Source organism: Pristimantibacillus sp. Z349TD_6 (genome assembly GCF_056173205.1).
In genome coordinates, this window is the sequence record NZ_CM149662.1 from 1,448,509 (window position 1) to 1,462,609 (window position 14,101).

The window sequence follows — 14,101 nt, forward strand, 5'->3', positions numbered from 1 at the left end:
ATACGATGGAGCAATTTAGATTACCGAAAATTCCGATGCCTGAGCTAACGCTGCCGCAGGCGATTCAAGACGTGCTGAAGGAGGCGGAGCAGAAGCTGGCACATCGCCCGAAGCTGCTTCAATTGTTCAAAAATTGCTTTCCGAATACGCTGGAAACAACGACAAAGCTGATGGACGATGGCACTACATTTGTAATCACGGGCGATATCCCTGCGATGTGGCTTCGTGATTCCGTCGAGCAAGTGATGCACTACGTTCCATTCGCGAAACATGATAAAGATTTGCAAAGAATTCTTAGTGGTTTGATTAAACGCCATATTTCCTATATTCAAATCGACCCTTATGCGAATGCGTTCAATGAGTCCGCTAATGATTGGCACTGGAATACTACGGATGAAACGGATATGTCTCCATGGGTATGGGAGCGCAAGTTCGAGCTTGACTCCATTTGTTTCTCCATGCGCCTCGCGCATGCTTACTGGAAAGAAACGGAGCTGACGGATATTTTCGATTCCGGCTTCAAAGCAGCGATGCGCCGCATCGTAGAGCTTTGGAAGACAGAACAGCGCCATTTTGAACAATCGCCTTACCGTTTCACTCGTGATAATGGCATTCCAACTGATTCACTTCGCAATTCTGGTCTAGGCATGCCTGTAAACTATACGGGTATGATTTGGTCAGGCTTCCGTCCAAGCGATGATGCTTGTGACTTCCATTACAACATCCCGGATAACATGTTTGCGGTTGTTACGCTTCGTCAAATGGAGGAAATAGCGGAATGGGTATTCCGTGACATGGATTTCCTTAAGGAACTAAAAAAGCTAGAAGAGGATGTCAACCATGGCATTCAGCTTTACGGTATTTATCAGCATCCGGAATTCGGTCCTATTTATGCTTATGAAACGGATGGTTTCGGCAACTACTGCCTGATGGATGATGCAGGAACTCCGGGCTTGATCTCGATCCCTTACCTTGGTTATGTGGATGCGGAAGACCCGATTTATGTGAATACGAGAAAATTTGCTCTAAGCAAACATAATCCTTTCTACTATGAAGGAACGGCAGCAAAAGGTATCGGCAGCCCTCATACGCCTCCAGGCTACATCTGGCATATGGCATTGTCGATGCAAGGCATTACAGCTACTAGCAGCGAAGAAAAGCTAGATTTGATTGCGATGCTTGAAGCGACTGACGCGGACACAGGCTACATGCACGAAGGTTTTCATGCGGATGATCCAACTGTGTTCACGCGCAAATGGTTCGCTTGGTCGAACAGTCTTTTCTCACAGCTTGTCTATCAAGCGATGAAGGATGAGATTCTATGAGCATGATTATTTTCTATGATCCATCGTTTCCAATCGATTCTCGCATAAGCTCGGATGCGGAAGGACAGCTTCTGCAAATCGGCAGCGTCGTTCGCGCGAATAATCTTGGAGCGGCACTCGCTGCTGCAGATGGCGGAAGCTTTATAAATATGCATGCGCCGTATTTCCCTAAGCAAGCATGGTCTGAAATTTTAGCCTACTTAAAGCGCGGTGGAGGTTTAATCAGCATCGGCGGCGTTCCATTCAAAAAACCAGTTTCAAAAAACGAAGCTGGCGTTTGGGAGCCGGAATCTGAGCAAACCGCCTATCACCGCGAGCTTCATATTCATGAGGCATTGCCTGTAGATGCAGCACCGATTATGAAATTGCGTGCGATGGAAGATCTTCCGCTGCTGCAAGGCAAAGAGTCCATGTTTGAGGTTTCAAGCACTTGGAATCTAGTGCCGCATGTAACCAAAATGAGTGATTTGCCGCATCAGATGGGTTCTGCTGGACCGATGGATGCACAATTGTACCCGCTTCTAAAGGGTGTTTCAGCAGAAGGAAGAGAAGTTGCAGCACCAGTCGTACTATGGGAGAACACGAAGGGAATGTTCTCAGGAGCGCGCTGGTTGTTCGTAAATCAACCGTTAACGGAGCTATTCTGGCAAAGCGGTGGAGCGGACGAGCTTCGCCGCTGGTCGGAATTCTGCTCAGCAGGCGTAACAGAGCTGTGGCTGAAGCCTAATTATGCGTCCTTCGAGCTGGATGAGCGTGCAATGCTGACGCTGCAAGTACAGAAGCTTAGCCGTTCTGCTGCTGCGACAGATTTGCCAGCTGCAAGCTGGAACTTTTCGATTACGATCCAGCATGAAAGCAAGCAAGATGAGCGGTGGACGAGCAGCATCAATGCGGAAGCGGCGAGCAAACAGCTTATCGTTCGTATTCCCGTTCCTCTAGCAATCGTGAGCGGTTACTACAAGGTGGATTGTATTGCGGAGTCAACGGATGGAGAAGTACGTATTCTTCGCCAAGGCTTCTGGGGTTTTGATGCTGAACTGCTTGCAGAGGGAACTCCGGTTACGAGCGAACGCGATTATTTCGTAAAAGACGGCAGACCGATGCCAGTTGTCGGCATGACCTACATGACTTCGGATGTTGCGCGCAAGTTTTTATTTTTGCCAAACGCTTCGGTTTGGGATCGTGATATGGCTCAGATGCGCAAAGCGGGCATCAACTGGATTAGAACCGGCATATGGACGGCTTATCGCAATATTATGCAGGTTGATGGCCATGCATCGGAAGAGGCGCTTCGCTCCATTGATGCGTTTCTGCTTACGGCCAAACGCCATGATTTGCAGGTAACCTTTACTTTCTTCTCATTCACTCCGGAAACTTGGGAAGGCCAAAATCCTTATCTCGATCCACGGAGTTTAGAAGCACAGAAACGGTTTATCCGCTCGATCATTTCGCGCCACAAACAATCGAAGCATGTCGATTGGGATTTAATTAACGAGCCGTCAATGTTTGATCCTCCTCGTATTTTTTCTGATGGACCAAGATCAGCACGCGATCCATTCGAGCAGGCGGCCTATGCAGCTTGGCTTAAGGAACGCCACGAATCTGTGGAGAAGCTTCAGAAGCTATGGAATATGACGCCAGAGCAGCTGCCAAGCTTTGAATCGGTGAAAGTGCCTGAGCCAGAGGAAATCAACTTTGACGTTCAAGATATGCATCAAGGCAAGAAGGGTACGCGCTGGCTTGATTATGTATTGTTCTCTATGGATATGCACAATCGCTGGGCACAAGAGCTGTATCAGGCCATTAAAGAAGAATGCCCGGATCATATGGTTACGGTCGGGCAGGATGAAGCGCTTGGCGCGCAGAGACCTTCGCCTTTCTTCTACGGCGAGGCTGTCGATTATACAACAGTCCATTCATGGTGGTTGAATGATCATTTGGTTTGGGACAGTATTTTTGCTAAGACGGCAGACAAGCCGAATTTGGTGCAGGAAACGGGTATTATGTACGTGGAAACACCAGAAGGACGCGCGAAACGTTCGGAAGCAGAACTACGCGATATTCTTGAGCGCAAATATGCTTATGCTTTTGCAACAGGTGGCGCAGGTGCGGTGCAGTGGATTTGGAATACAAATTTCTATATGGATAATGCGAATGAATCGCATATTGGCGCACTTCGAGCAGATGGCACGGAGAAGCCTGAGGCAAATGTATCTTATGATTTTGGACGCTTTATGGGTGAAATTAGAGATTTGTTCAGAGGGCGGGAGCTTGAGGATACTGCAGTCGTTTTCCCTTATTCCAATGATTTCTCCAATCGCAAGCTGGCGTTTGATGCAACAACTAAAGCAACGCGAGTGCTAGCCTATGAGCTGAACAAGCCATTCCGCGGCGCTTCGGAATATCACCTGGACGAGCTGGAAGCAAATCCGGTTAAGCTCGTTATTGTACCAAGTGCTCATAATATAGAAGACGCTGCAATGAACCAGCTGCTTAGCTACGTTGAACGTACAGGAGCAACTTTGCTGCTGACGGGTCCAACAAGCCTTGATGCATATTGGCGTCAAGTCGATCGTCATGCTGAGTTGTTTGGATCAAGAGAGCTTGTCAATGTACGCCGCGAAGAACTGCTTCGCATCGGTGATCGTTTGCTGCCTGTTTCTTATGGCAATCGGAGAATTGCTCAGGTATGGAAGGAAGCGCAAAAGGGGACTTCTGCAGCTGAAGTCGATCAGCTTATCGAGCTATCGCACGGCAAAGGAAACATCCTTTGGTGTCCGCTGCCAGTGGAGCTGAATGATCGCATTGAGCCGATTTCAGCCATTTATGAGTTTGCACTTACCTATGCAGGCTGCAGTGTGGAGCTGGAATGGATTAAAGGCGGACAGCTGCCAGGCGTTTATGGCCGTAAACTGTCCTTCCAAGACGGCGCGTTATTCACATTCGTATCCGAGTTCAGCTTGGATGTTGATATTGAGGTAAAGGACCCTGTAACCGGCGTTTCCTACGCTTTTACGCTGGAGAAAGAGCGGTCTGTACTCTTTGCAGTGGATAAAAACGGTCAGCTGCTGTCCGTTTACCGACCAGATCAGGTGAATGTGAACGTAATTCCTGCAAACAACGATTAACAAGAAGAGGTGTTCTAGTGATGAAAGACAAACGAACAGCCCATATCATCTCGCATACCCACTGGGATCGGGAATGGTATTTGCCATATGAGAAGCACCATGTATTGCTAGTAAAATTGATGGATACGCTGCTTCATACACTCGATACGGATCCGGACTTCAAAAGCTTTTATTTGGATGGCCAAACGATCATTTTGGAAGATTATTTGCAGGTTCGCCCAGAGAATCGTGAGCGCCTTGAACGTTATATTAAAGAAGGCCGTATTCCGATCGGACCTTGGTATATTTTGCAGGATGCCTTCCTGACGAGCAGTGAAGCGAATCTTCGCAATTTGCAAATCGGGCATCAGGATGCGAGCCGTTATGGAACGATTGCTAAAGTAGGATATTTTCCAGATACGTTCGGAAATATCGGTCAAGCTCCGCAAATTTTGCGTCAAGCCGGCATCGATAATGCGGTATTTGGCAGAGGCGTGAAGCCAACGGGCTTTAACAATACAGTAGCAGATTCCGATTATGAATCTTCCTTCTCTGAGCTGATTTGGGAAGGGCCAGACGGTTCGCAAGTGCTGGGCGTATTGTTCGCCAACTGGTACTGCAACGGCATGGAAGTGCCTACCGATGAAGCAAGCGCCAAGGAATATTGGGAGCGCAAGCTGGCTGAGGCAGAGAAGTATGCTGCTACAGGCCAATTGCTGTTCATGAACGGATGCGACCATCAGCCAATTCAGCAGGATCTGTCTGCTGCGCTGAAAACAGCAAGAGAGCTTTTCCCTGATACAGAATTCATTCATTCGAATTTCCAAGATTATTTGGCTTCGGTGAATGCTTCGCTTACACGCGAGCTGTCTGTCGTGAAAGGCGAGCTTCGCAGCCAACGTACAGACGGCTGGTCAACGCTCGTGAATACAGCTTCCGCACGTGTTTACTTGAAGCAAATGAATCAGCTTGGTCAAGCCATGCTGGAGAAGGTAGCGGAGCCGCTTGCTGCGCTTGCTTATTCACTTGGCCACGAATACCCGCATCACTTGTTTACTTACGCTTGGAAAACACTGATGCAGAACCATCCGCATGACAGCATTTGCGGCTGCAGCGTGGACGAGGTTCACCGTGAGATGGTGACTCGCTTCGATAAGAGCCGTCATATTGCAGAAGCGATTATTGACGATAGCAAAGTGATAATTGCCAATGCGGTTGACACTTCCATATTTGAACAATATGGCGAAGATGCATTGCCGTTTGTTGTGTACAATACAACGGGCTGGGATCGCAGCGGAGTAGTAGAGGTTGAGCTGGACATCGCTCGCATTTACTTCCGTGATGGTTTGTCGCTGGATGAGATGAACAAGAAAATGTATGCTGTCGATGTAACGGGCAGAACGCTTGTTGATCGAAGCGGTGCAGCCATTGCGCATACAGCTTCTGATATGGGACTTCAATTCGGTTATGATCTGCCAGACGACAAGTTCCGTCAGCCATATATGAGCCGCAAAGTGAAGCTGACATTCGAAGCAGCGGAAGTTGCTGCGCTAGGCTTGGCAGCTTATGGCTATGTTCGGAATGCGAAAGCAGAATTGCAGCCATCACAATCGCTGGTTGCTGGCGAGCATGCGCTTGAGAATGAATGGCTTCGAATTGATATCGCGCAGGACGGATCGTTTAACTTGACCGATAAACGCAGCGGTCAAATCTATCGCGAGCTTGGCGTGTATGAGAATACAGGCGATATCGGCAACGAATATATGTATAAGCAGCCAACCGGAGAGCAAACTTTGACAACAAAGGGTATGCCTGCAAGCATTCGTCTAATCGAGAATTCTGATTACCGTGCGGCATTCGAAATCGTTCATGAATGGGCAGTTCCTGCGTCAGCAGAACCATACTTCGAGGTTGAGAAGCAAGAGGCTGTTTATTTCCCTGAGCGGAAGTCACAGCGTACGGAAGCGACAGTTCCGCTTACGATTCGGACTGAAATTGCAATAAGCCGCAAAGGCGAAGGGGTGGAATGGAAATCCTCCTTCAACAACCAATCGAAGGATCACCGTGTTCGCGTATTATTCCCAACGGATCTAGAAACGGCTGTTCATCAAGCTGATTCCATCTTCGAGGTTGCAACGCGTGATAACGAGCCGGCAGCAGAGTGGATCAATCCTAGCAACGCACAGCATCAACAAGCGTTTGTCGATGTGAGCGGTGATAAAGCTGGTTTGACGGTTGCCAACCTTGGCCTGAATGAATACGAAGTATTGCGCGATGGACGTAATACCATTGCGATTACATTGCTTCGTGCAGTTGCTGAGCTTGGCGATTGGGGCGTATTCCCTACACCAGAAGCACAATGCTTGGGTGAGCAAAGCTTCAGCTTGACGATCCTTCCGCATAACGGCGACGGAGTTGCATCCGGCGCATACGCAGCGGCATATCAGTTCCAAGTGCCGTGGACGGTTAGTCAGACAGGCGTTCATGCCGGCAAGCTTGCTCCAAACGGCGCTTTATTCGCTTGGGACGGCAGTGGACTAGCATTCTCCTCTATGAAGGTGAATGAGCAATCTGGCGATTTCATGCTTAGATGGTATAATATGAAGCCTTCTGAAACGGCGCTTAAGCTGTCAGAAGCAGCAGCTGTATCACTTGAACAAGCTTATAAAAGTAATGTGCTTGAGCATGAAGTCGAAAATCTTGCTGCAGATGGACAATCGCTGCTTGAAGTATCGGTTGGTCCTTGTGAGATTTTGACCATTGGAATTAAGCATTCATAAAATAGGAACGAAGCCCTCTGTTATGGACTGCCATACGGAGGGCTTCTTTTTATTTAAGGGAGAGGCTCAGGCTATGATCTCGCATTCCAATAATTGTTGCTGAAACTCTCGCAATATCGCTAACAGAGACAGTTGCGGCATGCTATAATAGATATATTCGCGTAACTTAGATCGATAGGAACAGGGTCTCCTCGAGCGGAGGGGCCCTTTTTTATTGAAAATACGGGTACATACCTAGCAGGAGGGGAACAAGGTGGCAAAAGGACCAAAAAGGCCTACTAGAGATGAATTTGAGCTGGAAGAGCTGGGCGAGCGGCTGGTTGAAGCAAAGCAAGAAGGCACAGAGCTGCTTCTTACGATATGGGCAGCAGAGCAAGTAAGAGGCGTCATTACGGTGCTCGATTCAAGAACAAAGAAGGTTCATGTGGAATACATGGGCAGCGTAACAAAGGTTCCTTTCATGGATATTATGAAGGTGGAAAGCCCTTATTAAGAGAATAAACGGCCAGCTATCTTATCGCATGAGAGATTCTATTAAGGGCTTCCCTCGTTCATTCTTTGAACGTTGGGAGGCTCTTTTTAAAAAAACAGTTGTAACTTGTTCTGCTAAGATTAGGATACACAGATTATGACCAGTTTCATCGAATTAATCGTTTTGCTTGCATAGCATCATTTGAGCAATTGACCTTGGAGGATTATAATAGAAGAAGGTTATGGATGAAGCAACAAATGAACTGATTATGAAGGAGGATTTACATACATGTACCCAACACCGCAACAATTAGAAAATTACGCAGAGCTGGTCGTTAAGGTTGGCGTTAACGTGCAGCAGGGACAAACGGTTGTTGTCATGGCACCAATTACAGCAGCTCCACTCGTACGGCTTATTGCATCTGAGGCTTATAAGGTAGGCGCAAAAAATGTCCATGTGGAATATAACGATGAGGAGCTTTCTCGCATTAAATACAAGCAGGCTCCTGAAGAGGCTTTCACGGAGTATCCGATGTGGCGTGCCAAAGCTTGGGAAGAGTTTGTGGAAAATGGCGCAGCGTTTATCACCATCTACTCCCCGAACCCGGACTTGCTCAATGATGTAGATGCGAAGCGCGTTGCGACAGCATCAAAAACAGCTTCAACTGCGCTTAGCGGCTATCGCGGTTCACTAATGAATCATACGAATGCTTGGTCGCTTGTATCTTATGCTACTCCGGAATGGGCAGCTAAAGTATTCCCGAATCTCTCGCAGGAAGAAGCAGTGCAGAAGCTTTGGGAACGCATTGTTGATGCTACCCGGATTGGCTTGGAAGATCCTGTTCAAGCATGGAAAGCGCATAATGCCAAGCTGCTTCAGATGGTTGAGCTGCTGAATGGCAAGCGATACAAACAGCTTCAATATGAAGCGCCAGGCACGAATCTCACGATAGACCTGCCGGATGGACATATTTGGTTAGGCGGCTCCAAAGCAAATGCAAAAGGCGTTTATTTTAATCCGAATATGCCAACGGAAGAAGTATTCACTATGCCAAATAAGGATGGTGTGAACGGAACGGTTCGCAGCACCAAGCCTTTGAATTACAACGGTCAAGTCATTAACGGCTTCAGTTTGACCTTTAAAGATGGCAAGGTAGTGGATCATTCCGCTGAACAGGGATATGAGGCCCTCACTAATTTGCTGAACACGGATGAAGGAGCAAGACATCTCGGTGAAGTAGCGCTAGTGCCGCATGATTCACCGATCTCGAACTCCAATGTCACGTTTTTCAATACACTGTATGATGAGAACGCGTCCTGTCATCTTGCGCTGGGTCAAGCGTACCCCGTCAATATCCAAGGCGGTACAAAAATGTCAGCTGAGGAGCTTCTCGCTCATGGCGCAAACAGAAGCCTTACTCATGAAGATTTCATGATCGGCTCGGCTGATATGAATATTGACGGTGTGACGCAGGATGGCACTCGCGAGCCCATCTTCCGCAACGGAAATTGGGCGATTTAATTCGTCTGATTTTGAAAAGTATATAAAAAAGGCTCCTATTCCGCAGCAATGGCTGTGGTCTAGGAGCTTTTTGTGTTTATTGGTGCAGCTGGGAGTTCGTATGTGATTTGTACTCGAAGTAAAGGGAAAAACTCCTGTTAAATAATCAGCTTTGCTCATTTAATGCCCGTTAACAGGAATTTCTCCAGCTAATTCAGCCAATCGCAAGTACTTACGGCTGTCTTCACGATATTAACAGGAGTATTTCCAGTTAAACGCGGTAAATACGCCAATTTCAGCTGGATTAGCGGGAGCTTTTCCTGTAAGTGCGAATTTGCACAGCAGCATCCTCATCGAATAATGCAAAATACAGCTAATTAAAAATAAAACTTCTGCATTTCCGCAGGCACGCCATTTCTTCGAAGCAGCTCTTCAAGCGTCTCGCTGGGAGCAGGAGAATCGCCTGCTGTCAGCAGCCTTACGGCAAACTTGCTAGCTTGTCGCTCATATTTTCCAACATTAAAAAACGATTGCTCATCCAGCCAAAAACGGTTGAAGCCAGGATGCAAGCGGTCATGCCCGAGCTCATGCGCGCATACGAAGCGGCGCCAATCATCCGGAAGCGAATCGTGAATGACAATAAACCGGCGGCGCAGTTTTTTGAAATAGAGACCACGCGTGCCTTCTCCGAGGTCGGCGTAACGGATATGAATGCCAAGGCCCTCAGCGATGATGAATGGATCGTTAGTCCTATATTTTCGAATGAGCTTCAAAATCATTTTATCCATAGCAACACCTACCCTTTGGCATCATCAGGAGCATCGTTAGTCGGCTCGGTCTTTTTTTTGTGCTTATTCATATGCTTAGCTTCCCAGAACAACCCTGTAAGCACATCCATGACGCGCTGACGATCGGTAGCACTAAGCGGCACGCCGTCAAACATAATTTCCCCGTCTTCCTCAAGCAGCTTTTTAAAGTCGCGCTTATCTTTATACGTAGCCCACTCAGGTATAGTTGCCGAGGCTGCATCGCGGCCAAGCAAATAATCGGTTGTTGTCAGTAAGATATCCGCCATTTTTTGCAAATCTTCACTTGTTGGTGTTACCCGATCATTCTCGATATGACCAAAGTTAGAGCGGCCCATCTCGAGCTTTGCGGCGACATCCTGCTGCGTTAATCCGCGCTCAACCCTCAGTTGTTTAATTCGTGCACCCAATGACATTATAAATACCCTCCGTTTTTGAATATTGGTATTTTAAATACTTGACGGTAATTAAAATACCAAATACAATGAGATTCATCAGACGAACACTTAAAGAAATGTATTAGTAGATCATTATCGCTATTTTAACTACTTAAAAGTAAGTATATTTTTGATTGGGAGTATTGTCAATACCAGTGAAGCCGCTATATTTTTTTGTTATTAACGGTATTTTAAATACTCAATATTCATTAAAACCTAGGGGAGGTTATTTGAATGAATGCAGAACAACAGGTGATTGATCAATTACATGCGTATAAACGGCTAAAAGCGAGAAAGAAACAGCTGGAGGGTACCTCGGTAGGACCAGGCATGCGTCTTAGCGCAGTGTCTGAGGATGATCATTTGCAGGAGCTTCATCGGCAGCTGCGCAAGCTGCCTTCCTATATGTACTTGGATGAGCAGGATCAGCGTATCGAAGCAGCGGCGCATGCGAATCTATCGAAATATCCTATTGGAACGAAAGCGCAGCTAAACGAAGTAAAGAAAAGCCGTGCAACAGCAAGTCCAGCGGATGAAAAGCTGCTGCGAGAGCTGGAGAAAAAGATTGAGAAGGTGCTTGAAGCGCGAGAAGGCTCGGGCGGCTTTGAAGGTTATATGGGCGTCATCGATAAAATAAGCGAGCTTCAGGATATAGAGAAGCAGCTGCAATCTATCGATCAAGCGCTTGAAGCTTTAGAAGCATATGCGCCCGATTACGCTCGGCTGCTGAAGCTTCGTTTTATAGAAGGAAAGCCTACAGAGTTTGTTGCTTCGGAGCTGGGTATCGTTGATCGCACGTTCCGAAGATGGAAGCAAAAGGCGCTTCAAGAAGTTGTCCGCTTTCTGTCCGCCTAATGTCCGTTTTCGCTCAAATAACCGTGATATTATGATATTGTACCAAAGATCATAAACGGGGACGAGCGGTGGACAACACCGAGCGTCCCTTTCGTTTTATCCAGATAAGGAGGTGGCTCAGATGTGAGCGCGGGTGGGTGAAATGGTGCAAATCGTAAGAGGGCGGAGGCAGAACAAAATGAACAAAAGCAGATTGCAGGAAGCTGAGCTGGAACCAAGGTTCAGCAAGGAGCAGCTAAAGTCGGCTAGACGGTATACGCCTTCCCAGAAGGATATACTATCCGCCGTGCTGTTGGAGCAAGAATCGTATACTCACGAACAAGCGTTATCGATGATAACAGCCTATTTGAAAAAGGAGGTCATGTAGAACATGGCAGGAGGAACTTATACATCACAAAATAAGGTGCGCCCCGGCGTTTACATTAACCTGGTTGGCGAGAAGAAAACGGTTGGCAGCATGGGAGAGCGCGGGACGGTGTCTGTACCGCTAAACCTTAACTGGGGGCAGTCGAAGGCCGTTATTGCCATCAATGCTGGCGATGATCTGCGAAGCTTGCTTGGTTATGATCTAAGTGCGCCTGAGCTATTGCTAGTACGCGAAGCGTTCAAGAAAGCAAAAACACTGCTCTTATACCGACTAAACGAAGGAACAAAAGCGACGGCTGTCGCTGGCAGCCTAACGCTTACAGCTAAATTCGGCGGTGTTCGAGGCAATGACATCACCGTTGCGGTCAAACAAAATGTTGACGATGAAGCACGATTTGATGTCATCACTTTTGTTGCTAAAGAGGCGGTTGACTCACAAACAGCAGCGAATATCGCAGAGCTGAAATCGAATGCCTTTGTAAGCTTTGGCGGTACAGGAGCATTGACGTTAGCAGCAGGCGTTCCGCTTGTTGGCGGCTCCAATGGTACCGTAACGAATCAAGACCATACCGACTATTTGGCACAAATTGAGCTGAAGGATTTTAATACCATTGCGCTAGTATCCGCCGACTTGTCCTTAAAATCGGTATATGCTGCTTTTGCCCGCCGTCTGCGCGAGGAGGAAGGCCGCAAAATTCAGGTCGTGCTGGCGAATTATCCATCTGCTGATTCTGAAGGGGTCATCAGTGTCAAAAATGGCGTCAAGCTGCTGGATGGAACGGTTCTTGATGCACAGAAGGCAACGGTTTGGGTTGCTGCGGCAACTGCCGGAGCGCCGATGAATAAATCGCTGACCTATGAAGCCTATGAGGAGGCTGCTGATGCGGACATTCGATATACGAATTCGCAAACGGTGGAGGCGCTGCAAGCTGGTGAGTTTCTGTTCACGGTAAGCGGCGGCAGAGTCATTGTTGAGCAAGATATTAATACGTTCACTGGCTACTCGCCAGAGAAAGGCAAAGCCTTCTCCAAAAACCGAGTCATTCGTGTGCTGGACGGTATTGCGAACGATTTTAAACATATTTTCGAGTCGTTTTATATTGGAAAAGTTGATAATAACGCAGATGGCAGAAGCCTGTTCCGCAACGAGTGCTTGAAATATTTGAACAATCTTCAGTCGCTCAATGCTATTCAAAACTTTGATGCCCAAGCCGATTTATCGGTTGCAGCTGGCGAAGATACGGACAGCATTATTATCGAGGCACATATCCAACCGGTTGATAGCGTAGAAAAAGTATATATGAAAGTGACGGTGAAGTAATATGGCATTTTTGAACGCAGGAGATACGATTTCGGGCCGCGAAGGACGGGCTTATACCATTATTAATGGTTTGCAGGAAGAGATGTTTTATATCAAGACGCTGGAGGCAAGCATTGAGAAGCAAAAAGCTGAGATCAAGACGCTTGGCCACCGCGGTTTGCAGCATAAAGCGACGGGATGGTCGGGTACAGGCACGATGACCATCTATTATGTAACGTCAAAATTCCGCCAGATGATGCTGGATTATGTGAATACCGGCGTGGATGCTTATTTTGATATTTCCATTATTAATGAAGATCCGTCCTCGGCTACAGGCAAGCAGACGGTTTTCCTTCATAAGGTGAATCTGAATAAGGTCATTATCGGTAAGCTGGATACGGAAAGTGAAGCTCTTGAAGAAGAGCTGGAATTTACTTTTGAAGGATTGGATATTGCGGAGCAATTTTCAGCTCTTTCTTAAGGCGAAATTAAAAATGATGGAGGCAAGAGACAATGAGTGATTTAAGTGTATTTTTTGCACAAAATGCGGCTGTGGAGTCAACGCAGCCGTTTATCGTATCGGATCGGTTTAAGGATGCAGAAGGACAGGCTGTCGCTTGGGAGCTGCGCAGCATGACGGAAGCGGAGAACGAGGAGTGCCGCAAGTCATCTACCCGCAAGGTAAAGGGGAAAAATGGCGCATTCACTCCAGAAACCAATACAGACGAGTATTTGGCTAAGCTTGTTGTCAGCAGCATTCAATTCCCCAACCTCAAGGATGCAGATTTGCAAAAATCGTACGGCATTATCGGTGCGGAGAACCTTTTGCGCAAAATGCTTCTCCCTGGCGAATATGCCTCACTCGTACAACGAGTGCAGGAAATCAACGGCTTTAACCAAAGCCTAAACGATTTGGCAGATGAAGTAAAAAACTAATAAAAGAGGGCGACGGAGAAGCGAATTACGCTTATTACGCCCTCCACGAGCTTCGTATACTTCCGCATGAGCTCATGACCATGACTCGGCGGGAGAAAGCGGCGATCTATGCGATGATCGACGTTCGTATCGAGAACGAGAAGAAACAGCGCGCCAAAGCAAAACGAAAATAAGGACGGGCCGCGCTCCCATGAGGGAGCGCTTTTGCCCGTGTGAA

At 47.3% G+C, this 14,101-nt stretch carries 12 protein-coding genes; 10 read left to right on the forward strand and 2 right to left on the reverse strand.

The window, feature by feature from the left end:
• Window positions 1-5 precede the first annotated feature (5 nt).
• The 5 genes from AC0VYE_RS06200 (at window position 6) to AC0VYE_RS06220 (ending at window position 9,205) form a co-directional block, all read left to right on the forward strand.
• Entirely contained in the window at window positions 6-1,325 is a 1,320-nt protein-coding gene (locus AC0VYE_RS06200; RefSeq protein WP_076269715.1) for a glycoside hydrolase family 125 protein, read from the forward strand.
• Window positions 1,322-4,453 (forward strand): beta-galactosidase, encoded by a 3,132-nt coding sequence (locus AC0VYE_RS06205; protein WP_475446750.1) that lies wholly within the window; start codon window positions 1,322-1,324, stop codon window positions 4,451-4,453. The genes AC0VYE_RS06200 and AC0VYE_RS06205 overlap by 4 nt, the downstream gene beginning before the upstream one ends.
• 20 nt (window positions 4,454-4,473) lie before the next feature.
• Complete coding sequence (locus tag AC0VYE_RS06210) at window positions 4,474-7,212, forward strand: alpha-mannosidase (RefSeq protein WP_475446752.1); 2,739 nt, start codon at window positions 4,474-4,476, stop codon at window positions 7,210-7,212.
• A gap of 253 nt (window positions 7,213-7,465) precedes the next feature.
• Complete coding sequence (locus AC0VYE_RS06215) at window positions 7,466-7,705, forward strand: YolD-like family protein (protein WP_076269718.1); 240 nt, start codon at window positions 7,466-7,468, stop codon at window positions 7,703-7,705.
• A 267-nt stretch (window positions 7,706-7,972) separates the two neighbouring features.
• On the forward strand, window positions 7,973-9,205 hold the full coding sequence (locus AC0VYE_RS06220; protein ID WP_475446754.1) for an aminopeptidase: 1,233 nt from the start codon (window positions 7,973-7,975) through the stop codon (window positions 9,203-9,205).
• 356 nt (window positions 9,206-9,561) lie between these two features.
• Here AC0VYE_RS06220 and AC0VYE_RS06225 read toward each other — a convergent pair whose 3' ends face one another.
• Both AC0VYE_RS06225 and AC0VYE_RS06230 read right to left on the reverse strand, forming a co-directional pair.
• Entirely contained in the window at window positions 9,562-9,972 is a 411-nt protein-coding gene (locus AC0VYE_RS06225) for an ImmA/IrrE family metallo-endopeptidase (RefSeq protein ID WP_076269720.1), read from the reverse strand.
• Between the two features lie 8 nt (window positions 9,973-9,980).
• Entirely contained in the window at window positions 9,981-10,406 is a 426-nt protein-coding gene (locus AC0VYE_RS06230) for a helix-turn-helix domain-containing protein (protein ID WP_076269721.1), read from the reverse strand.
• Between the two features lie 255 nt (window positions 10,407-10,661).
• Between AC0VYE_RS06230 and AC0VYE_RS06235 the strand changes: the two genes are divergently transcribed.
• The 5 genes from AC0VYE_RS06235 to AC0VYE_RS06255 all read left to right on the forward strand — a co-directional run bounded on the left by AC0VYE_RS06235 (window position 10,662) and on the right by AC0VYE_RS06255 (window position 13,884).
• Window positions 10,662-11,282: an ECF-type sigma factor gene (locus AC0VYE_RS06235; protein WP_339207323.1), complete on the forward strand. Its 621-nt coding sequence runs from the start codon at window positions 10,662-10,664 to the stop codon at window positions 11,280-11,282.
• Window positions 11,283-11,460: 178 nt separating this feature from the next.
• Window positions 11,461-11,649 carry a hypothetical protein gene (locus tag AC0VYE_RS06240; RefSeq protein ID WP_441959449.1) on the forward strand — a complete coding sequence of 63 codons (189 nt, stop codon included), beginning with the start codon at window positions 11,461-11,463 and terminating at the stop codon, window positions 11,647-11,649.
• A gap of 3 nt (window positions 11,650-11,652) precedes the next feature.
• Window positions 11,653-12,969: a phage tail sheath family protein gene (locus AC0VYE_RS06245; RefSeq protein WP_475446757.1), complete on the forward strand. Its 1,317-nt coding sequence runs from the start codon at window positions 11,653-11,655 to the stop codon at window positions 12,967-12,969.
• A gap of 1 nt (window position 12,970) precedes the next feature.
• On the forward strand, window positions 12,971-13,429 hold the full coding sequence (locus tag AC0VYE_RS06250; protein WP_076269725.1) for a phage tail tube protein: 459 nt from the start codon (window positions 12,971-12,973) through the stop codon (window positions 13,427-13,429).
• A 32-nt stretch (window positions 13,430-13,461) separates the two neighbouring features.
• Complete coding sequence (locus tag AC0VYE_RS06255; RefSeq protein ID WP_076269726.1) at window positions 13,462-13,884, forward strand: phage tail assembly chaperone; 423 nt, start codon at window positions 13,462-13,464, stop codon at window positions 13,882-13,884.
• Window positions 13,885-14,101: the final 217 nt, after the last annotated feature.

Bases quoted from the DNA above. Each gene is read 5' to 3' on its own strand.
- AC0VYE_RS06200 (WP_076269715.1), top strand. From the start codon at position 6: ATGGAGCAATTTAGATTACCGAAAATTCCGATGCCTGAGCTAACGCTG.
- AC0VYE_RS06205 (WP_475446750.1), top strand. From the start codon at position 1,322: ATGAGCATGATTATTTTCTATGATCCATCGTTTCCAATCGATTCTCGC.
- AC0VYE_RS06210 (WP_475446752.1), top strand. From the start codon at position 4,474: ATGAAAGACAAACGAACAGCCCATATCATCTCGCATACCCACTGGGAT.
- AC0VYE_RS06220 (WP_475446754.1), top strand. From the start codon at position 7,973: ATGTACCCAACACCGCAACAATTAGAAAATTACGCAGAGCTGGTCGTT.
- AC0VYE_RS06225 (WP_076269720.1), bottom strand. From the start codon at position 9,972: ATGGATAAAATGATTTTGAAGCTCATTCGAAAATATAGGACTAACGAT.
- AC0VYE_RS06230 (WP_076269721.1), bottom strand. From the start codon at position 10,406: ATGTCATTGGGTGCACGAATTAAACAACTGAGGGTTGAGCGCGGATTA.
- AC0VYE_RS06235 (WP_339207323.1), top strand. From the start codon at position 10,662: ATGAATGCAGAACAACAGGTGATTGATCAATTACATGCGTATAAACGG.
- AC0VYE_RS06240 (WP_441959449.1), top strand. From the start codon at position 11,461: ATGAACAAAAGCAGATTGCAGGAAGCTGAGCTGGAACCAAGGTTCAGC.
- AC0VYE_RS06245 (WP_475446757.1), top strand. From the start codon at position 11,653: ATGGCAGGAGGAACTTATACATCACAAAATAAGGTGCGCCCCGGCGTT.
- AC0VYE_RS06250 (WP_076269725.1), top strand. From the start codon at position 12,971: ATGGCATTTTTGAACGCAGGAGATACGATTTCGGGCCGCGAAGGACGG.
- AC0VYE_RS06255 (WP_076269726.1), top strand. From the start codon at position 13,462: ATGAGTGATTTAAGTGTATTTTTTGCACAAAATGCGGCTGTGGAGTCA.